At 59.5% G+C, this 22126-nt stretch carries 14 protein-coding genes and 5 pseudogenes; 12 read left to right on the top strand and 7 right to left on the bottom strand.

Going from position 1 to position 22126, the window contains the following annotated elements; genetic code table 11:
• Positions 1-126 precede the first annotated feature (126 nt).
• Positions 127-889 (top strand): annotated as a pseudogene (locus HAP48_RS23440) (IS6 family transposase).
• 221 nt (positions 890-1110) lie between these two features.
• Here HAP48_RS23440 and HAP48_RS23435 read toward each other — a convergent pair.
• A complete protein-coding gene (locus HAP48_RS23435) occupies positions 1111-1458 on the bottom strand; it encodes a hypothetical protein (protein WP_165123021.1) in 348 nt (115 codons plus the stop codon).
• 659 nt (positions 1459-2117) lie between these two features.
• On the opposite strand from HAP48_RS23435, the gene HAP48_RS23430 reads away from it, so the two are divergent.
• From HAP48_RS23430 to HAP48_RS23405, 6 genes and pseudogenes are all read left to right on the top strand, one after another.
• Complete coding sequence (locus tag HAP48_RS23430) at positions 2118-4079, top strand: glycoside hydrolase family 127 protein (protein ID WP_029085035.1); 1962 nt, start codon at positions 2118-2120, stop codon at positions 4077-4079.
• Between the two features lie 1041 nt (positions 4080-5120).
• Entirely contained in the window at positions 5121-5516 is a 396-nt protein-coding gene (gene tnpA, locus HAP48_RS23425; RefSeq protein WP_166204418.1) for an IS66-like element accessory protein TnpA, read from the top strand.
• Positions 5513-5860, top strand: coding sequence for an IS66 family insertion sequence element accessory protein TnpB (gene tnpB, locus HAP48_RS23420; protein WP_166204419.1), 348 nt, complete (start codon positions 5513-5515; stop codon positions 5858-5860). The genes tnpA and tnpB overlap by 4 nt, the downstream gene beginning before the upstream one ends.
• Before the next feature lie 94 nt (positions 5861-5954).
• A complete protein-coding gene (gene tnpC / locus HAP48_RS23415; RefSeq protein WP_175612385.1) occupies positions 5955-7490 on the top strand; it encodes an IS66 family transposase in 1536 nt (511 codons plus the stop codon).
• A 212-nt stretch (positions 7491-7702) separates the two neighbouring features.
• Positions 7703-8011, top strand: coding sequence for an avidin/streptavidin family protein (locus HAP48_RS23410; RefSeq protein ID WP_224496556.1), 309 nt, complete (start codon positions 7703-7705; stop codon positions 8009-8011).
• A 167-nt stretch (positions 8012-8178) separates the two neighbouring features.
• Positions 8179-8441, top strand: a pseudogene (locus HAP48_RS23405) (helix-turn-helix domain-containing protein); the annotation flags it as partial.
• Positions 8442-9092: 651 nt separating this feature from the next.
• Here the strand turns inward: HAP48_RS23405 and HAP48_RS23400 are convergent.
• Both HAP48_RS23400 and HAP48_RS23395 read right to left on the bottom strand, forming a co-directional pair.
• Positions 9093-9515, bottom strand: coding sequence for a hypothetical protein (locus HAP48_RS23400; RefSeq protein WP_166209522.1), 423 nt, complete (start codon positions 9513-9515; stop codon positions 9093-9095).
• Between the two features lie 2149 nt (positions 9516-11664).
• Positions 11665-12093: a ParA family protein gene (locus HAP48_RS23395; RefSeq protein WP_224496555.1), complete on the bottom strand. Its 429-nt coding sequence runs from the start codon at positions 12091-12093 to the stop codon at positions 11665-11667.
• 1881 nt (positions 12094-13974) lie between these two features.
• Between HAP48_RS23395 and HAP48_RS23390 the strand changes: the two genes are divergently transcribed.
• The 3 genes from HAP48_RS23390 (at position 13975) to HAP48_RS23385 (ending at position 15805) form a co-directional block, all read left to right on the top strand.
• The gene (locus tag HAP48_RS23390; RefSeq protein ID WP_198031287.1) at positions 13975-14190 is read left to right on the top strand and encodes a hypothetical protein; all 216 of its coding nucleotides are present in this window, start codon (positions 13975-13977) and stop codon (positions 14188-14190) included.
• A gap of 49 nt (positions 14191-14239) precedes the next feature.
• Positions 14240-14971, top strand: coding sequence for a DUF1842 domain-containing protein (locus HAP48_RS50795; RefSeq protein ID WP_165128019.1), 732 nt, complete (start codon positions 14240-14242; stop codon positions 14969-14971).
• A 306-nt stretch (positions 14972-15277) separates the two neighbouring features.
• Entirely contained in the window at positions 15278-15805 is a 528-nt protein-coding gene (locus tag HAP48_RS23385) for a PRC-barrel domain-containing protein (protein WP_029085057.1), read from the top strand.
• 238 nt (positions 15806-16043) lie between these two features.
• Here the strand turns inward: HAP48_RS23385 and HAP48_RS23380 are convergent, their stop codons facing one another.
• From HAP48_RS23380 to HAP48_RS23370, 3 genes and pseudogenes are all read right to left on the bottom strand, one after another.
• Positions 16044-17387, bottom strand: a complete 1344-nt coding sequence (locus HAP48_RS23380) for an IS1380 family transposase (RefSeq protein ID WP_166208111.1) — start codon at positions 17385-17387, stop codon at positions 16044-16046.
• Between the two features lie 272 nt (positions 17388-17659).
• Entirely contained in the window at positions 17660-18934 is a 1275-nt protein-coding gene (locus HAP48_RS23375; RefSeq protein WP_166204996.1) for an IS256 family transposase, read from the bottom strand.
• Between the two features lie 202 nt (positions 18935-19136).
• A pseudogene (locus HAP48_RS23370) lies at positions 19137-19640 on the bottom strand (IS701 family transposase); the annotation flags it as partial.
• Between the two features lie 145 nt (positions 19641-19785).
• On the opposite strand from HAP48_RS23370, the pseudogene HAP48_RS23365 reads away from it, so the two are divergent.
• Together HAP48_RS23365 and HAP48_RS23360 are read left to right on the top strand one after the other, a co-directional pair.
• A pseudogene (locus HAP48_RS23365) lies at positions 19786-20561 on the top strand (IS5 family transposase).
• Positions 20562-20574: 13 nt separating this feature from the next.
• Positions 20575-20913 (top strand): annotated as a pseudogene (locus HAP48_RS23360) (transposase); the annotation flags it as partial.
• 465 nt (positions 20914-21378) lie between these two features.
• Here the strand turns inward: HAP48_RS23360 and HAP48_RS23355 are convergent.
• Positions 21379-22113, bottom strand: a complete 735-nt coding sequence (locus tag HAP48_RS23355; RefSeq protein WP_166209528.1) for an alpha/beta fold hydrolase — start codon at positions 22111-22113, stop codon at positions 21379-21381.
• Positions 22114-22126: the final 13 nt, after the last annotated feature.

The raw sequence follows: 22126 nt of genomic DNA, 5'->3' as shown, positions 1-22126 counted from the left end.
GCAAGTGAGTCTTTGAAGGCCGCCCGTAATCGGTCTGTGCCGGGAATGCCCCAGCTGATCAAGTAGCTCGCAGGAGGGCACCGTCAAGTTAACGAATTGGAGCGGCCGAGGGGGTAGACGACGGGCATGCCGACCGCCCGGGACCCTCTTTATCTCCGCCATCGCTTCCCACCGGAAGTAATCAGCTATGCCGTTTGGTTGTATTTCCCGTTTCCCTTAAGCTTGCGCATGGTCGAGGAAGTGCTGGCAGCGCGTGGCATTGGCGTAAGCTATGAAACCGTGCGCCAGTGGGACGGAACATTCGGCAAGCCGTTCTCCGATCGAATCTGCCAGCGCGCTCCCGCTCGCGGTAACAAATGGCATCTGGACGAGGTCGTTATCTCGATCGCGGGCGAACAACATTGGCTCTGGCGCGCTGTCGACCAGAATGGCTTCGTTCTCGACGTTTTGATCCAGCGCCGAAGAGACTTGCGCCCTGCGCAGCGGCTCATGAAGAAGCTCTTGAAATCCGCCGGCACACCGCCGCGCGTGATGTTCACGGACAAGCTCCGTTCCTACGGCGCTGCCAGGGCAAAGATGGGCTTTCACGTCGAACATCGCCGGCACAACGCTCTCACCTATCGGGCCGAGAATTCTCATCGGCCGACGCGGCGACGCGAGCGGATAATGAAGCGTTTCAAATCGTCCCGTCAGGCTCAACGGGTTCTGGCAGTTCACGATCAGGACGCGAACCTTTTCCACATCCCCTATTCCGGAGCCGTCACTGCCGACTTCCGTCGTGCTTCACGCGAACGAGCCTTTGCGACTTGACGCGAGATCTCCACGACAAGCGCTATCGCCGAATCTCGAACCTTTGAGAATCGCCTCCTTCAGCTCGGCGGTCGATTAAGTTGACGATGCCGTGAGTGGCCCTTGCGGATAGAGCCGCCCCCTGGCTTCTAGAGGGCGATCGGACGGCGAGCGGTACGGCCCGGCAATGGCGGAGGTCACGGCTATTTTCCGCCGGCGCGGACCGCGCCTTTGTGCGAAACAAAATAGCCGCGCCTCTGCCATCTCCCCCTCGCTTCGGCCCTTCGCTTTGCGTCGGGTTCTGGTCCGTTCCACCTGCCGTCAGATGATCGCCACGAAGGCCACGATGGGCGCGGCCGATCCGGCAAAGGACGTCCCCCATGACGACCGACCTCGACGGCCCTCATTTCGAACGGCTCCATGCTTCGTCCCCGACCGATCGCGTTCTCGCCGAATTCGCGCCTGCCGTTCGTAGCGGCGCAACTCGTTTGCCTCGATGTCCTGAATGAGCAGGTCCATCCATGGCTTGACTTCCTGAAGCGGCTCGCTTTCCGCGCCGACCTGCGAACTTATGGCGAGCCTCCTCTCCTTCAGCTTCTGTTGCGCCCTCTTCTTCTCGCGAGGCCCCGTCGCCTGCGCCTTCCAACGCGGCCAGGCGCGCCTGCGCATCGGCCCTCTCCATTATCGCAGCAGGGAATGAGCGCAATTCATTAAGGCCGAAGGTTCGCCAGGCGATGCGATACGGCATTCGCCTCAATACCGGCAAAGGCGCCTCTATCCGCAAGGCTCGAGCTCACAGGAACGGTCATGACCAGTCCGCGGCCAACCGGTCTCGATTGCGGCGGGGACCAGGAAGCGCGCGACGCCCCGCCGGAACTGGAGCAGCAGCAGCGCAGAGCGAAAATCCATCCGGGCCGAAGGCGGTGCGCCGAATCCACGTCGAAGCCGCGACGGATTGGTGGATACCGAGGACGTGCTAGTCGAGACGAACGATCTGCGCCGTTGCCGGCACGGAAATTGCTGTCTTCACCATCGAGCGTGCTGGTCAGCGCGATGTATGGAGATTGACAATGTCGTTCGTGTCGACCGTCATAGAACGTCTGAGTCTATTCAAAGAAGGTGAGTTCTCTCTCCGCCCCTGATGACCAGAGGGACGCTTCAATCGCTCGTCATGCCGGGATTTGGAAGCACGCGAAAGACGCATGAGCTGACGACGGCAGGCAGGACATGCTGAGGCTGCCAATTCGCACCCTGCAAACTCAACAATGGGATATGAGTAAGGTTTTCATGAACCATCGGCCCGTGCCCCCAACACGAAGGAGAGCGAGATGAATCGGCCGACGGCTACTACGGAAGTAGATCTCCATGACTTACGGATTACTGATCCGCTCATTGGGAAATGCCGGCAATTGGTGAGGGAGGTGACGCTCCCTTATCAGTGGGAGGCGCTGAACGACCGTATTCCCGAAGTCCCGCCGAGCCATGCGATAGACAACTTTCGGATCGCCGCCAATCGAGCAAGTGGCGAGTTCTACGGCCCGGTTTTCCAGGACAGTGATGTGGCGAAATGGCTGGAAGCAGTCGCCTGGTCGCTATGCGAAACATCCAATCCAGAACTGGAGAAAATCGCCGATGACCTGATTGAACTGATTGCGGCCGCCCAGTGCGGCGACGGCTATCTGAACACTTATTTCACGGTAAAGGCGCCTGGGGAGCGCTGGAGCAACTTAAGCGAATGCCACGAGCTTTACTGCGCCGGCCACTTGATTGAAGCGGGCGTCGCTTTCTTTCAGGCGACTGGCAAAAGGCGCTTACTGGAGGTCGTTTGCAGGCTTGCTGATCACATCGCCGTGGTGTTTGGCCCGGAGCGCCATCAGTTACACGGCTATGATGGCCATCCGGAAATCGAACTCGCATTGATACGCCTCTACGAAGCGACGCTGGAGCAGCGATATCTCACACTGGCGAATTATTTCGTGGAGCAACGCGGCAGGGAGCCGCACTTCTATGACATAGAGTATGAGAAGCGATCCCGTCACCGCAAAGCAAACGTCGAGCCCTGGATGGTCAGAGATAAAGCCTATAGCCAGGCGCACCTGCCGGTCTCGGAGCAGCGGAATGCAACAGGTCATGCGGTTCGGTTTGTATACCTCATGACTGGGGTTGCCCATCTGGCGCGTCTGCTTCAGAACGAGCAGCAACGCCAAGCTTGCCTGCGGCTATGGCAAAACATGGTGCAGCGGCAGATCTATATCACCGGCGGCATTGGTTCGCAAAGCGCGGGCGAAGCGTTCAGCAGCGACTACGATCTGCCGAACGATACTGCGTACGCGGAAAGCTGCGCGTCGATTGGCCTGATGATGTTCGCCCGCCGGATGCTGGAGATGGAGGCGGACAGTCGCTATGCCGATGTGATGGAGCGTGCGCTCTATAACACCGTTCTGGGCAGTATCGCGTTAGATGGACGCCATTTTTTCTATGTCAATCCACTCGAAGCTCATCCCAAAACACTGCGGTCCAACCGCATCTACAGTCATGTCTCGCCGGTACGACAGCGCTGGTTCGGCTGCGCCTGCTGTCCGCCAAACATCGCGCGCCTTTTCACATCAATTGGTCATTACATCTACACGCCACGCTCCGACGCGCTCTATGTCAATCTCTACGTTGGCAACAGCGTGGCGTTACCGGTCGGAGAGCATACGCTGCGACTGCGCATGAGCGGGAACTATCCCTGGGAGGACCAGGTGGAGATCGCCGTGGAATCGGAGCAGCCAATCACGCACACGCTCGCGCTGCGCCTGCCGGAATGGTGCAGCGCGCCAGAGGTCAGACTGAACGGCGAACCAGTCAATTGCGAGTCGTGCAAAGGCTATTTGCACATTCACCGCACGTGGCGGCAGGGCGATCGCTGCAAATTGCAGCTGCCCATGAAAGCACGCCGCGTGTATGGCCATCCACAACTTCGCCACCTGGCCGGCAAAGTGGCTATTCAGCGTGGCCCCCTAATTTATTGTCTGGAAGAAGCCGACAACGGGCCGGAGCTACATAATATTTGGCTGGATGCAGACAGCCAATTTTCGCTTGTTGAAGGCAAGGGCCTCTTTGCCGGCAAGAGTTTGCTGCAGGCTGATGGCTTTCGTTTGCAACACAGGCTCTCTGAGGAAGCACCGCTTTATCACTACGACAACGTGCCTGGACAGCGGCAAACGCAGCGTTTGACATTCATTCCGTGGTTCAGCTGGGCCAACCGCGGCGAAGGTGAAATGCGGATCTGGATTAATGAGTGGTGACTGAGGCCATAATCGGGACCTATTTGAAGCAACTTGGCCGGAAAGAAGAGCATAGGTTGAGCGCCGGCATAGGCTGCTCGTCGCACGCAGCAGAAGGTGCTTTCAGGAGCGATGGCTTGGTCGATGCTTCGGCTTGGTTTTTGGTCCTTCTAGCGATTTCAATCCCATCGACCGTCAAGACGTGCGTTGGAACCGGTGAACCGTTGAGAGGCTGACAGGCGTCAGCCTAACCACTTGCTGGAGATCGCATTCAGCTGGCCTGGTCGCAATCGGAGCATACGAAGCGCGCGACATCCTTCGGCGTAAACTGGAGCTGCGAGGCTGAGCGGAGTTCACCGAGGCCGAACGTTTGTAGGTCGTCGTTGAAGTCTGAAAGCCGAGGCGATAAACCGCTGCACAATCTTACGATTCTGATCCAGAGTGTTCAGGACTGGCGGTCGCCGATTCCTGCGTGATAACAGCTACCATCCGCGGGTAAGACGATATGGTGAGTATTGCGCGTTAATCCCCAGCACGTCATTCGTTTTGGTTTACCGAGGGAGAGCGGACATGGTGCTGAACAGTCGAAAGGTCATCTTTTACGACGACACCAGGTTGCAGCTAACTTGCCTGCCCGAATCTGGCGCAAATTCGCTCATTTCAATATTGGCGCCCGCCTAACTTCCTCTCGGGTGGTCGGCTTGCGAAGGTTGCCGGACGCGAGAAGGCGGAGCTACCAGCTTACGGCGCATAACATCGCACGGTCGATCGAGGAACCCTTGGTCGCTCAGATAGGTATTAGCGCGCCCACTTTCTTATGCCTCTGAATTCCTCCGCGCGGGCGCGCTCTTGTGACCGTGACGTCGTCGGCGTGCATTCGCAACATGCTCAGCGAGCGGGACGGCCTACCATTTCTGGCAGGTGCCTCGGAGGTCTTTTGTGGCAGATAAGACACAAAGCAACCATCGGCAAAAGGTACGCATCCGGCGGGCGCCGTCTTGTCTGACACGCTGTAATTCGCCAAGCGTGTGACCTTAAGTCTAGCTTTAAGGTCATCGGGCGATGCGGGTCGAGGTTTTGGGCGGGCTGGAGCGTCGGCGGCGTTGGTCGCAGGATGACAAGGCACGGATTGTCGAGGAGACGTTGGCGCCGGGCGCAAAGGTGACAGCGGTTGCACGTCGCAACGGAGTAGCGGCCAGCCTGGTGTTCACCTGGCGTCGTCAAGCGCGGACATCCGAGCAGGTCGCACCGTCTTTTGCGCCGGTGCAGATCGCCGCCACGGAGGCGGAGGAAACTCCGAAGCTCTTACCTGCGGGTGATAGCCGAGGGCGGTCTGTAGTGGCCGCGCGTACTGGATTGATCGAGATCGACCTCGGTAACCGGCGACGGATCCGAGTGGATTCGCACGTCGATCCAGAAGCGCTGGCGCGGGTCCTCGAGGTACTTGAGCGCCGATGATTGCGATACCGGGTAATGTGCGGGTGTGGCTTGCGACCGGCCACACCGATATGCGCCGCGGCTTCCCGAGCCTCGCGCGTCTGGTCCAGGAGAGTTTGAAGCGTGATCCGCATGCCGGTGATCTCTATGTTTTTAGAGGCCGCCGCGGCGACCTGATCAAGATCATCTGGCATGATGGCCAAGGCGCGTGTCTGTTCACGAAGCGGCTGGAGCGAGGCCGCTTTTTGTGGCCATCAATGGCGGATGGCGTTGTGACGATCAGCGTTGCGCAGCTATCCTATCTCCTCTCCGGAATTGATTGGCGGATGCCGCAGGCAACCTGGCGTCCACGGGCTTCCGGTTAAATCGAGCGGGATTTTTTGCGACGAATATGGTTGATTCGTCCTCGTGACGACGCCCGCCGATCCGCTTCCCACCGACCTTGCCGCAGCACACGCGATGATCATTGCGCAGCGCGAGCAGCTGACGCTGGCGAAGAGCGAGGTGACCGTCGGCCGGCTGGAGATCGAGCGGCTGAAGCTGATGCTGGCCAAGGCACGGCGAGAACAGTTCGGGCAATCTTCTGAGCGCGGCAAGCTGCTGGTCGAGCAGCTCGAACTCGCCATCGAGGATCTTGAAGAGACCCAGGCTGAGCAGGAAACCAAGGCCGAGCTCGCAGCGCCGGAAGCCGCCAAACAGCAGCGCGTGCAAAATCCACGGCCGCCGCGACGTCCGTTGCCGGACAATCTACCGATCGAACGCATCGTCGAACCCGCTCCTTGCGTATGTGGCAAGTGCGGCAGCGAGCGACTGCACAAGCTCGGCGAGGTGGTATCGAAGACCCTGGAATGTGAGCCACGGCGCTGGAAGATTATCGAGCATGTCCGCGAAAAGTTCTCCTGCCGGGATTGTGAGGCAATCACCGAGGCGCCGGCGCCCTCCCATCCGATCCCGCGAGGCTTTGCCGGGCCGAGCCTGCTGGCGATGGTGCTGGTCAACAAGTTCCTGCTGCACCAGCCGTTGAACCGACAGAGCAAGACCTATGCCCGCGAAGGGATCGAGATCGACGTCTCGACCCTGGCGGATCGGATCGGCGCCTGCGTGGTGGCACTCGATCCCATCATTGAGGCGATCCGGATCCACGTCATGAGCGCGGAACGCATCCACGGCGACGATACGACGGTGCCGGTGCTGGCCAAGCTCAAGACGGTTACCGGCCGGATCTGGACCTATGTTCGCGATGACCGGCCGTTTGGCGGCACGGATCCGCCGGCGGCCCTGTTCTACTACTCACGCAACCGGGCTGGAGAACACCCGCAAAGCCATCTTGCCGGCTATGTCGGCCTCATGCAGGCCGATGCCTTCGATGGGTATAACCAGCTCTACAAGGCCCAAAGGAAGCCAGCTCCGATCCTTGAAGCGGCCTGTTGGAGCCACGGCCGCAGAAAGTTCTTCGACTTGGCGAAATCTGGAGAGGCGCCGATTGCCAGCGAGGCCGTGCGACGCATCGATATCCTTTTCGAGATCGAGCGCACCATCAACGGCAAAACGCCGGAACAGCGGCTTGCGGTACGTCGTGATAAGTCGAGGCCGATCGTCGCCGATCTCGAAATCTGGATGCGTCAGCAGCGAACCTTGCTCTCATCAGGCAACGATACTGCAAAGGCGATCAACTACCTGCTCAACCGTTGGGCGGCGTTCACCCGCTTCCTGGACGATGGTCGCGTCTGCCTCTCGAACAACGCTGCCGAACGAGCGTTACGCGGTGTGGCTGTCGGAAGACGAAATTGGACCTTCGCCGGTTCAGATGCCGGCGGCCATCGCGCCGCCGCCGTCTATACCCTGATCGAAACCTGCAAGATGAACGACGTTGATCCGCAAGCCTGGCTCGCGGATGTGTTGGCCAGGCTTCCAGATCACCCCGTCAACAAAGTCGCCGACCTGCTCCCGTGGAATTGGAAGGCGACCCAACAGTCCACAGCGGCTGCCGCCTGAGCGCCACGGCTGACCGGCGCGCCTGCCCGGGGTGCTGACCGGATGCGTACGGCAAAAGGCAGATTCCCGGGAATTGTTGAACAGACCAACCTGGAACTAGAACGGCCTCGACGAGCTTTAGGAATCACCGTCATGGTGGGTTCCGCTTTGAAAGGTGTGCATCAACGCACGTCGTCCAAAATCGGTTGTATGGTTCTCCTATTTCGGATCACATGGATTCGACGATGTCTCAAGAAATCTGGAAACTGACGCACTACGTGGCATCCGTATGCGTTCTGCTATTGGATGCAGCAGAAAATGCCCAACCCACCTGGACCTGGACCAACCAATATGGCTCAACTCTGACCGTCAACAGCTACGGTCAGAGTACCGGAGCACGTCTGGCACCTACACGAAACGCAAGCAACAGCTCCGACGGCAATGTGCCCCAAGCGATGACTGGCTGGCTTGCTCAGACCAATCAAGGCACGGCGATTAGCTTTGCGGTCAACTTCAGCTGCTGTGGCTCAACGACCGTGTAGACGGGGCAGCTTAATGCTGCATTGGAATTTCAGGGCCTCTGGCTGCTCTCACTAGTGGCTCTGCACAGTGATTTTGACAGGTTGGGTCCGGCAGTCAGATTAGCTCCGCCAGGAGTTTCGGATCAATGAGGACCTCGATGCTGCGAGGTGTCCTTGGCTGCCGTCTGATGAGGCCGGCGCGTTCAAGCGTCATCCAGCGCACCGAACTGAGGGCGCTGCTCAGCGGCGGCAAGCATGCGTCCCGCAAGCTCAAGCGAGCGCAGATTTTGCTGGCCGCCGATGCCGAGACCAGCGACGAGGAGATCGTAGGAGCGTCGGCGTGAGCGGCTCGACCGTGTACCGCACCAAGCGACGCTTCGTGGAAGGCAATCTGGAGCGGGCGCTGAAAGAAGAGCCGCGTCCCGGGGCGGAACGCAAACTCACGGGCAAGTGCAGCTTGCAGGCCGCTCAGAACGTGGAGGAAGTTTCGACCGACACGGTTTGGGGGTATCGGACTGCAGGAGAAAACGATCGTTTGGGTCATGGACCTCAAGCCGCATAGGCCGGCTGCGCGGGTTCCAACTTTCCGTCGTCAGCCAACCACCTTGCTAGACCCTCGCGCGGCCGACGATTGGAATTTCCCAAGCTGGGTCTAGCGTTCGGCGATTGCGGGTGAGACATACGACAGGAGGCAAAGCAACAGCACCTGCGAGAAAGCCAGACCGACGGAGATGATTTTAAGGCCCCGCATGCCCGCGAGGAGAGTGAAAGCGACGCCTCGAATGGCCGAGGCGGCCAGTTGAGCATCACGAGGATAAGGACATCCTTGGTGAGGTCGCAGAGAATATAGACTGCGGGCAAAAGCCAAAACGCCCAAACGGGTACATTCAACAAGATTGGAGGCCAATGCGATAGCCTCGCACGAAGAACGCTAGCATAACCTAGAAACAAGCCGAGACATACCAAATAGGCGATGTCGAGCGAAATAACGTGGCGCGCATAGCCCTTCGCTGATCGTCCTTGCGCTTGGACCCATTCGAACAACGTATCAGCTTCGAGACGATCGCCCTTCGCAGGCTCAGGCGGAACGGTATATTTCGAATCACCGTGCCCCGTCGGTCGCTCCAGAAGACGCAAGGAGACGGCGTTTCCTAATGGCATGGCCGCCTGGGCAATTAACAAAAGGCAATGCGATGGCGAGCGTGCCGAGAAGGATAATCAACCTCATGGGAACACCAGCGCTAATTGACCTGACGAACCTCAATCGTGGCTTCTCCGTCGTGGCGATCGTAGAAGCTTGAGCCACACATTCCGTCGAACGGCAAATCGAGTCATTCACGTAAAGGAACAGCTCGCCGTCTCTGCGTGGGGTTATGACCACGTCGAGGTTGTTTGACTTGATGTTGTCATCGGGTTCGAGAACCGTTTCATCACTTCCTGTCGACCCCACGCGGGCAACCACCTTGAAAGGCTGCACAAAGAGATGACGCTTCAGCGCCTGGCGTATGCGGTCGGTCAAAGTCACCGTCGAGGGATCAGCCCCTCTTGGGCTGACCACGATATCCCCGTTCTTCCAAGGTGATTTGCTATCTGGCAGAGGCGCCTTGATGAGATCCTGTATTTTAGCCCTTGCTCGACGATTAAGTTACATGCCTGAAGTCTTCTTCGTCGTCGCGGTCTTTCTTGAAGATGGCGACAGTCACTATCCCCGCACCTCACAAGCCGACGGGCAAATCGCAAAGCCCCCTTCCCGCTGGGGCCCTGGCAACGCACCTGATGCAGGCGCTGGCGCGGTCACAGGTTATTGCCATTCCATGAGGTCAGAGTAGTTGCTAAGGCGCTAAGCAGGCTGGTAGATTTGAAGTCGTCCCTCTGAAGTTAACACCACGAACTCGCGTCGGGTGGTCGCCGGCCTCGCGCCAGACCAGAGGATGCGGTGCCGGTTTGCTTGTCCGCTGCCTTTCGGCAGCGCTTGGAGCTGTCCGGAATTACAAACACTCCCGACCGCAGGCCCGCATCTGCAAGAGTTTGCAGATCGGCAGCTCAATTCAATTTTTCCTAAACCTCTGCAATTTAAGCCAGCCCCCTCCGCGCCTTGGCATCCTTCACCGCCGCAACCACCCTGCTGGGCAGCTCCGCGTTCTGCCGTCAGCCGATCCTAGACCGCACCGCACTGCCTCCACTACTCATCGGTGATACCGGAGTCATGCGGATAGCGAAGACGTAAGCTCCCCTCCATACTTTATCCAGGTCAGGATTTTGTCATCCCTCCTGGGGAGAGCCAACGTCGCCCGCATGCATTTCAAGCGGGCGGCGTTGGGCTGTTTTGTACTTGCTCGCATACGCGGACGGACATCATTTTGCTGCGCGGCGCGACTATACAACTTCCAACAGGCACACGTGGAGTGTGATCGGTCTCATGTTGCCGTCCAAGAGGACGCGCACCCTTGTCCTGGTCACACCAAGAGCGACGATGAGGCCGCTCCGCCCTTTCAGCTTTGGACCAGCCGAGTACACTACTGTTACGCGAGACCCAACGGTCATCGCATCATTGGCACGCGAAAACTGGATCGGTTCAACAGGGCGGTCGGCCCTTGGAAATCTCTCCGCTAAACAGGGGCGCCTCCCCTTCCCGCCCTCCGGCAACGGCTGATCGGTCGTTCTCTTTGCGGATTTGAACCATTTCGCTGGCAAACCCAGCACATAGCCGCGCCGTCTGAGATCCTGACAAGTCTTGTTCAGCGCCGGCGCGATGACTTCCTCTGGAGTTTGCTTTCTTACCAAATGCCAGAAGATCTCGTCCTGCTCGCGTGTCCAGCCCTCGGAGGTTTCGCTCATCACCAAATAATCACGTCATTGAAAAAATGGGTTGCTGCGATGCCTGCGAACCTGGTGATTCTAGGTTCGCAGGCAATCCCGACAAAGAGAGCGGCGCCTATATGGTTCGGCCGCGCGGTGAAGTCTTCCGTTCCGCCCCCATAGCCCACAAAGCCGAACGTGGCTGCGTGACTCCTAAAGCCACATCCAGTCTGCGTTATTGGCGAATGAAGGCGCCACCGAGGCCGATAGTTTCGGCATTGAAATTAACGAGCCCACCGAAGCTCTCCAGGTCGGCAGCATCGTCGCTGGCAATAAGGGTTCGCTATCAGAACCGGACCGGAGAGCTTGTTGTCGATCAAACGCAAGCAGTCGCAGCACTCAACGCAGCAAGGGTGGAGACGAAAAAAAGAGCTTGGGATCTCGGTCATAATGGAAAAATGGATCGTCTCCCAATCCGTCATCAATCCAGGCCTTCGACTCCAACCAGAGAGAGAAGATTGGCTAGCAGCTAGGCGACATCTCGCTCTCGATACTCGATCTCGCCGATTGAAGCCGCTACGTTCCAGCTCTCGTAAATAAGGGAAGCGGCCAAGGCGCGGCAGTTGGTCTCCGCGGTCACAGCAAACAGGCCAGCCCTATCACTACAAGGCGCTGCTCCTTGGGAGCCCACCAAAACGGTAGTTGAGGCGACCGCGGCAGATTTGCAGAGTACGACCCGTCTATCGATCACGGGGGCGATGCCGGAGCCAAGCTTTATGGACGAGGCGACTTGGTATTGAAATTCGAATGCAGCAAGCCGAGGAATCTCGTGTCCTGGCGACCGCACCGTCGTTGGACACCGATCACGGTCTGCATCAGGCCTTTAGTCTTCCAGGTAAATTGGCGCCAGCACATGCGAGGCGGCGACCAGGCAAGCGACGCTGCGAAGCCCAAGCGATGGCGAGGTATCGATCATTCAGATATCGAACCGCTCGGCGGCATCGGCGAGATTGCTGCAGGGTCATGACGGCGGCAGCGTTGCCGCGATCGATATCCGTAAAGGAGCTGTCGGCCGGTGCCAGCGTGATACCGTTGTTTTCACCAGCGACTCGGGTCGCGGGCTTGAAGAGATCGGCCGCCGAGATCGACCCTGTATGCTGCTTGAGCGTGTCGGTCGCGTTGCCCTGCGCGTCAACATCGATCATCAGAACCCGGCGGCCAGCTTCCGCCATGAACCAAGCCAGATGCACAGCAAGCGTCGTCTTGCCGACACCCTTTTTATTGTTGATGACGATCGTGTTCATCGATGACTACTCCTTCCGATCGTGCTGCTCCTGCTGGCACGATTTCGATGAAACCGGCCTCTTAATCCCCGGTGTTGGTTGGAACCAACACCCGCTACGGACCGGCGCTTTCTAGATAATCTTCAAAGCCCGGCACAAATCCCCTGCCAGAAGAGTCAGGTCGGCCCAGCCAAAGAAAAAAGACGCGCCGGATCGAAAACCAGTCCACACGGGTCGACAGGCGGTTGATGTTGTCACCGAAGCGCAGCCGCCCTCCCCGGCGTGTTGGTTTGAACTTCCAACACGTTCCGGGCCTGCACCATATTGCGACATCAACTGCTGGAAGGACGCGACAGAACCCGAAGCCCCAGAGACAGGAAATCCCTGCTCCGCGAGAGTCAAAGGGTCCCAGCGCGAAGAACACTAAATGGCGTCAGCTCAGTTGGTTGGGCTTTCCATCGATTGAGCGTCGTGAAGGGGTCGAGAGCCAGGAATCGACTCCCGCAGTTCTACAAAGTTCCAGTTTGAGACATGAACCTTGGCACGCTTTGTGCTGACCCATCCTTGTCGGGATTTTGCATCACCTTCGCGGGGCTAGGAGCCAACGCCGCTCGAATCATTTCAAGCGAGCGGCGTTGTATTGTCGAAGCTCCTCGGCGAGTGATCCTGAATCCACACGTGGGCGACACTCGCCGGACCAAGGTATCAACCGCCTTGCCGAGGAAACCCCGCCAAGATCGTCGTTGGCGGCCGACAGCAATGTGAGCGTCCACAGATCGTTAACAAATCCGGAGAGGCTAGCGGGCTTATCTGTTGGCTCGCATGGGGAGCCGTCACTGCCGTCGCTTCGCGCGAGCGAGCCTTTGCGACTTGGTGCGAGACGACAAGCACAATGGCCGAATCTCGAATCTTTGAGAAGCGCCTCCTTCAGCTCGGCGGTCGATTAAGTTGACGATGCCGTTACGCCGCTTGTGCGGCACCAGCAACCGGTCGGCTCTCTGCTGAGATGTTTCGTTGTCGTGCAACACTTCGAGACTGCAGACGCGAGCGATCGCCACGGCGCGGCGCGAGATTCGCTGATGGTTCATGGATTTTGCTTTTAGCTCTGATGCCGGTAGCGGACTGGCTGCCGGGGGTTCAGAAATCCTGAACGGCCAATGTGCTTTTGGGGTGCCCCTTCGACATGGGCGCACCGTCCCACCGAACGGGGCTGTTATACGCTGGCCCATTTGATGGCCACTGATGCTATCTCGGGTTTCTGATGCCCAAGCCTACGGTTGCATACAACCTAGACGTTTGCAACAGTCATTTTCTACTCAGGGCGCGACGAAACCGCGCGCTCTCCCTTGGTTTTTCGTACACACGGCTGCGCTCGGCCGCTCGGCTTTATCAAACCCGAATTGCTCAAGCTCCTGCCGAAAGCGCGGACAACGAACCTGCAAGCCGTGCTGCCGTGGCCTACTGCACTTACGATCGAAAGCCCGACGCGGATATAGACGCAAAAGACGGCGAACTGTCTTAGACTGGTCGCGCAGAAAGTTGACGCCGGTCTCGTCGTATTCATTCGTGTCAGGCCGATGCCACAATGTCCGCAACTCGACGCTGAGCCGCGGGGCTCGCACCGGCGAGGCGCACCTTTCTATGGCCATTGAAGCACTCACCGCGCAAATTCTCTGCGGCCGCTGGCGGACACCACCCAGCGCCGCACGGGTCATCAGGCGTGCGGGGATGCTGCGCAGCGTCGCCCAAGCATCGTCAGCTCACGAGGACAATCATGGGTTTCTATCAGACGGAGCCGTCTAAAACGACAAAAGTCACCTTCATCACGGATCCGATGGATTCGGGCTATTTCTGGTCGAAGTTGAGGGTGATGCGCCGAACTTCACGACAGGAATTACCCTAGTGCGCGATCCGCATTGGGTCGGCGGCCTGAAGATCGACGTGATGGGCTGGACGGGACCGCTCGGTGATGGGTCCACGCCCTACGCGGTCAAGGGCAGCTTCCCCGGCCATTATGTGCCGCAAATCGTCGTGTCCGGTAGCAATGGCACGCGCATTCCGGTGAAGGCGATCTCGGCGGAAGAATCTGACAACTACGTGCGGAAGTTGGCCGGATGACCACGGCCGATCACCCGCTCAATCCTCTTAAACAGGAAAGGATAGCTCTATGCCAGATACGACAACCAAAGACCACGTCGGATTGTTTCACGCCTGCTATCAGATTGGCGAAAGCCGCCCAGGAGACATAATCTTCATGCTGGATCTGGTCGTTGACACGCCGAACAGGCGGATCCAGGGCTGCGGCAGCATCACCCAAGCTGTTAATCCGCCGCTCGATGTCGCCGCCTCCCTGCAAGGCAATTACAGCCAGCTGCCTACGCTCTTGCCGGCGCCGGCACTACTTCTAGTACTCCTTACTGGCTACCCGCCGATCCACTGGCCGCACCATGCCGGGCTGGGACCGGTGATTCTGCCCAACGTCGATCTGCGCATGACCTGGTCCCGAACTGGCAATCGGGAATCGCCTCCTACCGCTATCGCAGCGGCCACGGCGATTGACAGGAGGTCGAGGCCGCGCCGGTCAAGCTGGTGTCTCCAGTCGTCGCATGAACGCATCAAGTTCGGGCCGGCAAGGCTCCTGCCCGATTATCGAGACTGGGCTGATCGTTCAGACACCCAGCCGGTGTGGTATCTCTCTTCATGGCGTTGCTCTCCTTTGTGGCATCAGCACCCAGAGCCTACCGGCTCAAGGTGGGCAACGCCAACCTCTTCAGAAATTCAACAGAACCCGGGACCTCCCCTTGACGACTGGAGGCTCCCGGTTCCCAGAGCCGATGCGTCAATACTGCGACGACTTGACCGAGGTCATGATCCGGTCTGGCCACTGGATGGCACATGAATGTCCGGTAGCCGTGAACGCTGCATTAGCGAAGTGGCTGGCGGTGAAGTTGGCTCACGTCTGGTCCTCGTGAAAGCGGTCATCGCGTTGGAAACGGCCCAACGGGCTGAACGGCAACCACAAGCAAATCTTCGCTCGAGTTCGTGGGGTGCCTCTCGAAAGTCTGAAAACATAGGGACGGAATTCTGCCATCACGGAACAGCATCAGGTCTCAGAGACCTCGGCAGCACGGATACTGTTTCTTGTTCCGTCTCTGGAACCAAACTTTCCGCGCCCTGTTGTTCCCCTAAGCAATGGAGGAACATCATGATTTCGAAATGCATTGCAATCGCATTCCTGGCTACTGCGTCGATGACCGGCGCGGCTTCGGCGCAATCCACGAACCAGGTCGATTCGACTACCACTGCCACCACGCACAAGGTGGGTGAATGGCGTGCGTCTAAGCTTGCCGGCGTGAATGTGTACAATGAAGCAAACGAGAAGATCGGCGAAATCAACGAGGTGATCTTGGATAGGTCAGGCAAGGTGGCCAATGTCGTTCTAGGTGTTGGCGGCGTTCTCGGCTTGGGCGAGCACTACGTGGCAGTCGCCTTCGATAAGTTGAAGTGGGTTGACCAACCGGTGACCTCGACAACTACGTCGACAACGTCCGCCCCAGCGAATGCTCCTGCAGCGACTTCCGCTCCAGACAGCACCACGCGAACCACCACCGGTGCCGCAACTACGACCACGACAACCACCACCACCAGCGCCAGTAAGAGTTGGTACCCCGATCACGCAGTGCTTAACGCCACTAAGGATGAATTGAAGGCCATGCCGGAGTTTAAGTACTAACTCTCGCCTACGATCCGAAGCCGCCCCCAACGGGGCGGCTTTTTGTTTGAGTGGCCGGATCGATGACGCGTCCGGTGCTAGCCCGATCTATTCACGAGAGCACGGTCGTTCTTGACGTCTGACGGGGGCTGGCGGCTGGCGTGGGTGACCGTCCGGCCTTTTGTCACCGGGTTCTACATCAAGCTGTTTTGTACGCGTTGGAGGAGTGGGGCGGGTGAGCGGGCGCAGGCCCGGTCGGTTACGGGCCGAGCGGGAGCAGCGCGCCGGGCAAGCTGCGGAAGAGGTCGGCTTCGGGGCATGCCGCGGCGAACGCAAGGCGAATGCGGCTCGCGGTTTCGACGACCCGGGCTGCGATTTTCAAGAGACGAAGACGCAGCGTCGCGAACTCGGCAGTGGCCAATTCCCGGACTTTGGGAATGGCGCCGCGCACGGTCAGCATCAACCAATAAGCGGCGGTGTGGAGAACGAGACGGACCTGGTTGGCGAGCGCCGAACGGCAACTGGTGCGATCGGAGGCGAGCTGCGTCTTATGCAGCTTGATCAGATTCTCGGCTTGGCCGCGCGCGCAATACAGGCTGTCGTAGATCCACTCGGCCGAGCCGACATCGAGGCTGGTGACGACGAAGCGGATGTCGAGGCCGAGCATCGTCGCCTCAATACGGGCGACGGTGCGCCGTTCGCGATCCCAGGACTTTGCCTTGTGGCGCGTCTCGGTATAGCCGCGCAGAACAGCTAGGTTCTCGATGGCGCGTCGGGTGCGGATATCGTCGGCGACCTCGTCGACGTTTCTGGCGAGCGGCTTGGTGCCGGACAGACCGAAGATGTAGTCGATGCCGTTGGTCTCGCACCACGCCATTGCCTCCGGCCGGGCATAGTGCCCGTCGCCACGGAACGTAATTCGCGTGTTGTGCCACCGCGTCCGGATATGCCGTATCAGGCGGCGCAGATGGGCACGCACCTCGACCCCGCCCGGCGTCTTGCCGGGCCGCAGCACGACCGCCACGGGCCGGCTCTTCTCCGTGTCGTAGACGTGGATCGGCAGGAAGCAGCGTTCGTCATAATGAGCGTTGAACAGCGAGAGCTGCTGATGGCCGTGGACGACATCGCAGGTATCATCGATGTCGAGCGTGACGGATGCCGGCTCGCGCGGGTAGCTATCCATCCATGCGTCGACCAAAGTGTAGGTCAGTCGGATCACGTCGCGCAGGCGCGGAGCATTCTCCAGCCGCGACAGCGTCGGTTGGGAACACAGATCGCGACCCGTGTCCGGCAGCCGTCCGCAGGCCAGCTTGAATGCGGGATCGGACCGCAGATGATCGAGGTCGTCGGCGTCCTCGTAGCCGCAGCAGATCGCGAACATGCGCGCGCGGAACATATCGACAAGGCTGTGCACGACCCGCGTCGGATCGCGCCGATCCGGGAACACCCGGGCCAAATTGTCGGCCAAGCCGAGACGCCGCTCGGCCATCGCCAGAAGCATCACGCCCCCGTTCGAGGTCAGCCGACCGCCATCGAAGGCAGCTGTGACTTTCTTGGCGTGAACGGCTGGAAACGAGAAGGGCAGAATCGTATCATCGGTCATGGCGGGCCTGGCGTTCGCGGTTGAGGTGATGGGGTTGGCTTTGCAACCGAATCCTACGCCGCATCAGCGCTTTACACCACGCTCGCCAGCCTCTCAGGCGCCCTCTCGCGAATAAGACGGGCTAGGGGCCCCCTCTCTTTCCGCCGTTGACGGCTCGGTGTGCCTGCTATCGCCCGTCCGTAGGGAGCTGTGGCCTGACTGTCTTGTCGCCTGAACGGGGGATGTCCCGATCGCTGTTGAACTAGGTCGGGCCAACGTTGCCGGAATGAATGTTACGCGGCCCTCGTGACGTGGGCAACGGGGTTGATCTTCATGCGATTTTGGCGAGCTTGAAGGGCCGCACGCAGAACCGACAATTGCTTATGCGCCTTCAATCGTCGGAAGCCCTTGTTGGCCTCGATCATGCCGGCCGCGACCCATCGCAAGGCCATACCGGCATCCCGCCAGCGTTTGATGTTGCGCGTGACGCGGCGAATGGTGCCCATCATGTTCTCGGCGATGTTGGTACAGGCGAGCGATCGACGAAGCTCCTTCGGCAACTTCAACCGGACGACAGTCAGGATTTCGTCGAGGCCTTCAAGGATGCTCGCCGCTACACCGGGCCATTGCTGGTCGAGTCGACGCGCGAGATTGCGGATCAATTTTTCAGCCTTGTCGGCGTCATCGAGCTCCCAGGCCTGGCGCAGCACCCGACGGGTGGCCGCATGATGCTCTTTCGGCAGGCGTTCCATGATGTTGCGCGCCTTGTGGATCTGGCAGCGCTGGATCGCAGCGGCCGAACCGAAGGTGCGGCGGATCGCCTTCGACAACGCCTTCGCGCCGTCGGCGATGAACAGTCTTGGCACCGTCGGGTCGAGCCCGCGCGAGACCAGGTTGTCCAGCAGGGCCTGAACCGTGGCGGCATTCTCGGTCGCCCCTTCCACCAGCGCCAGCGGATGCTTGTTGCCTTCGCCGTCAACCCCGATCGCGGCGACCAGCACGAGATCGTCGCCGAGATGCAGCCCGTCGATTTGGACCACCAGAAGGTCGAGCGCGGACAGATCGGTAGCCATGAAGTCGGCCAGCCGCGCCGCCGACAGCGCTACGAACCTCCGCGAGGCCGCCGATTTCGAAATCCCCGATCCGGGCGGTGCCGGCACGTCACCCTCGGGCAGTCGGACAGCACGGCCGAACCGGCGCGTCGACACATTGATCAGCATCAGGTTCATCGCCCAGCGACCGAGCCAGTCCTCTTGCGCCGCCGTTTCCCAGCTCGGGATCGTGACCTCGCGGCCGTCCACGCCCCGGACCCGCGGGCGCTCGACCTCGATCTTGCCGCCGTGGAAACCAATCCGTCCCCGCGTTCGGCCCCAACGGTGCGCCCGCCGCGCCGCATCGCGACCGTGGCGCGGCCCGCAGGCCGCCGTCACATCCGCCTCCATCATCGTGCCGAGCGCCTCGATCCCTGCCGCAAGGCAGAACCGATCGAAGCTCGCTCGCACTTCCGCAAACGCTTCGTCCACAGCCCCGGTCGCCGACCAACCAGCCGGTGTGATATCTCTCGTCATGGCGTTGCTCTCCTTTGTGGAATCAGCACCCCGAGCCTACCGGCTCAAGGTGGGCAACGCCGACCTCTTCAGAACTTCAACAAAACCCGGGACATCCCCCCTGAACGGCTGAAGGGAATTGACGAGGTGCTGATGCGCCGTCCCAGCCAAGGTAAGGGCAACTTAGCACTACTTTGGCAGAATCTGTTTGCGCCAAGGTTTTTCATGGATTTGTTTTCTGCAGTAGGGACACCGCTGAGACGCTGGCCGAAGGATGAGATCAACGATAGCGTGACGGTACGGCGGGCATGGTTGGTTGAGGCGGAGGCCCGTTGATTCTTTTTTTTCCGCCCCGCGTGTGCGAGGCGACGGTGCTGCTAGAAGGCGTAGGCAATCATAGTCATTAGGGCGTGACGATGAAGACCTTGCCACGAACGCCCTTCGAAGTGATCGAGGCCAAGCTCTTCTTTCTGCTGCTGATGGGCCTGCTCGCAAATCCATCGCGCCTTGATGGTGGCGGCCAGTATGCGCAGATCTGCCGCCGCGAACAGGTTAGCAAGATAGTATTTCTTCTCCCCGAGGCGCGATGCTCGCCAATGAGCCACGCCTCGTCGCCCGGGAGATGCTGCTGATCCTTATCCCATATTCGCTGCGGAGGCCCGTCGGCGATGCGCACACGGACAGCAGCAAATCGGGCTTTCAGCCGACCCTTCGGCCCGCTGCGCCAAGGCTGTGCTGGCAATTGTGCGTGACGATGCAGTCTGTCGCCGGCTTATGACAGTGCCGGGCGTTGGTCCCCCTAGGTGGTGTGGACTCTAAGGATTCCCTTTTAGGAGCAAATCAGATTCAAGGCTGCTTTTGGGGAGGCCGCCTTGGGTGTGATGGACCGTTTGGTATTGAGCGACGCGGCGTGGGAGCGGATAGCGCCGCTGATCATAGGGCGCCCCGATCAGAAGGGCTCCACCGGGCGCGACAACCGGATGTTCGTGGAAGGTGTGCTGTGGATCGTGCGTACGGGGTCTCCCTGGCGCGATCTTCCGGAGGTGTTTGGGGACTGGAACAGCGTGTTCCGGCGCTTCAGTCGATGGAGCATCAAGGGTGTTTGGTGGCGGATCTTCGAGGCGATGTCCGATGATCCGGACTTCGAATATCTGATCGTCGATTCCACCATTGTTCGGGCGCATCAGCACGCCGCCGGCGCCAAAAAGGGGGGTCTGAAGATCAAGCGGAAGATCAAGCGATCGGCCGCTCGCGCGGCGGCCTGAGCACCAAGATACATATGGCCGTTCGAGGCTTGGGATGTCCGGTGCGGTTCACGCTTACCGCAGGTCAGAAGGGCGATGCACCGCAAGCCGCCGCATTGATCGAAGGCTTATCCGCCGAGGTCGTCATGGCCGATACGGCCTATGACGCCGATCACTTGCGCCAAGCCATCGCCGCCAAAGGCGCGCTCGCCGTGATCCCCAACAACCCGTCACGGGCGCTCAAATATCCACTCGACAAGCATTTCTATGCCCAGCGTCATCTCGTCGAATGCTGCTTCTCAAAGCTCAAGCAGTTCCGCCGCGTTGCAACCCGCTTCGAAAAGACCGCCCGAAATTACCTGGCCGTCGTCACTCTCGCAGCCATCGTCTTATGGATGCGATAAGTGTCCACACCACCTAGTGGCTGTTACCTACAAATCAGCGATTGATGACCCTCATCGCATCGTAAAATCGAAGGCAGCAGGCGCTGCTGTTCGGGCTCACGCCAAAGAAGTACCAATCGGGAGAAGAAGACGTCACAGGCGGCTCACGCTGGCTGGCGATGAGATGGTGCACAGGGTGTTGTATGAAGCCGCCAACGTTCTGCTATCGCGCATCACGCGGTTCTCAAAACTCAAGCGCTGGGGGATGGACGTCGCCAAGCGGCGAGGCTCGAAGCGCGCAAAAGTTGCCCTGGCACGCAAGCTCGCAGTGATCCTGCATCGCATCTGGGTCGACGGCACAACTTATCGATGAGCAGGAGCGGATCCGATCCGCAACATAGAAGACGTGGAGGAGATCAAGAACGCAACCGGGCTGAACTGAGCCCTGTGCCCGAAGTCCCGTGCCGGGACGGTGGATCCGGTGAAGCCGTTACACGGCCAGTGGTCGTCGCCTGACGAACCACGCGTATCTAGATAGGCTCACCGCTCCCTCTGACAGCATGATGTGGCGGCCAGGCCTTGACCACGGACAGAAGCATGAGCTCGGCGGCGTGACGTTCACTCGGGAGGCTACATCGTCGGGCCCATTACAGAAGGCCGTGTACCCCATAAAACCGGCGGCGTCATGCGACGAAGGTTACGTCTGCTTTGACCCTATGGTGACCAGGTTCGTGCGGCAGCGCAGCCAGGTCGTGATGGTCCGGAACCAGAAGAGGTTATCAAGGCCCTCGTTGGTCCTACAGGGGCAAACGTCGATTCCTGGCGGACACGAACCGAGCTATTTCTGCCAGTGAGCTAGGAGTACGCCCGAGATTTCCTTGGCGCGCTCGACGATGGCCCAGTGACCCGCATTGCGTTCTATAAGAAGATTCGCGCCATGCCTCGTCGCAAAGCGTCGGGCCACCGACACCGGCACATAAGGGTCCTTCGCTCCCCAAATCAACAGCCCCCGCTTGGGTAGGGCTTCGAGCCGGTTAACCCAGTCTCCCTCAAATCGGAGCGCGTTGGCTGACCTATAAAGTGCGAGGATGGATCTGCGCATGTTTGCGCTCCATGCAGCCGCTTCGTGCCTCGCAATATCAGGTGGAAGCGCGCTCTGACGTAAAATGATTTCTATCATCTTTCTTGGTGAAGCGGCTATCGCAATTTCGCCTAGGAGCGGTGTAATCCAGATATGAGCAACAAAGTGGCCACCATAATCCGGGTCGATCGCCGCTCCCGATATCGCCCATGAGTTGATCAAGTCCGGGCGCAGTGAAGCAGCCCTTAACGTCAACAATGCACCCCAATCATGTCCGAAGATATCAAGCGGGCCGTAGGTGGCGTATTGATCCTGCAGCAGATCAACCAACCATTTCGCGTATTCGTCCTTGGTGCTGCCGAATCCCGCGGGCGGCGGGGCGCAAAAGCCGGGCAGACTGGGTGCCAGCGCGTGCGCACCAAGCTGCTCGATCAAAGCACTCCAAATGAATGGCGTGTCAGGCACCCCGTGCACAAGAATTCGATGGGTCATCGGCGGGTCGTCC

This window comes from Bradyrhizobium septentrionale, from assembly GCF_011516645.4.
GTDB classification, from domain to species: Bacteria; Pseudomonadota; Alphaproteobacteria; order Rhizobiales; family Xanthobacteraceae; genus Bradyrhizobium; species Bradyrhizobium septentrionale.
This window is presented reverse-complemented; position numbering and strand designations above follow the sequence as displayed.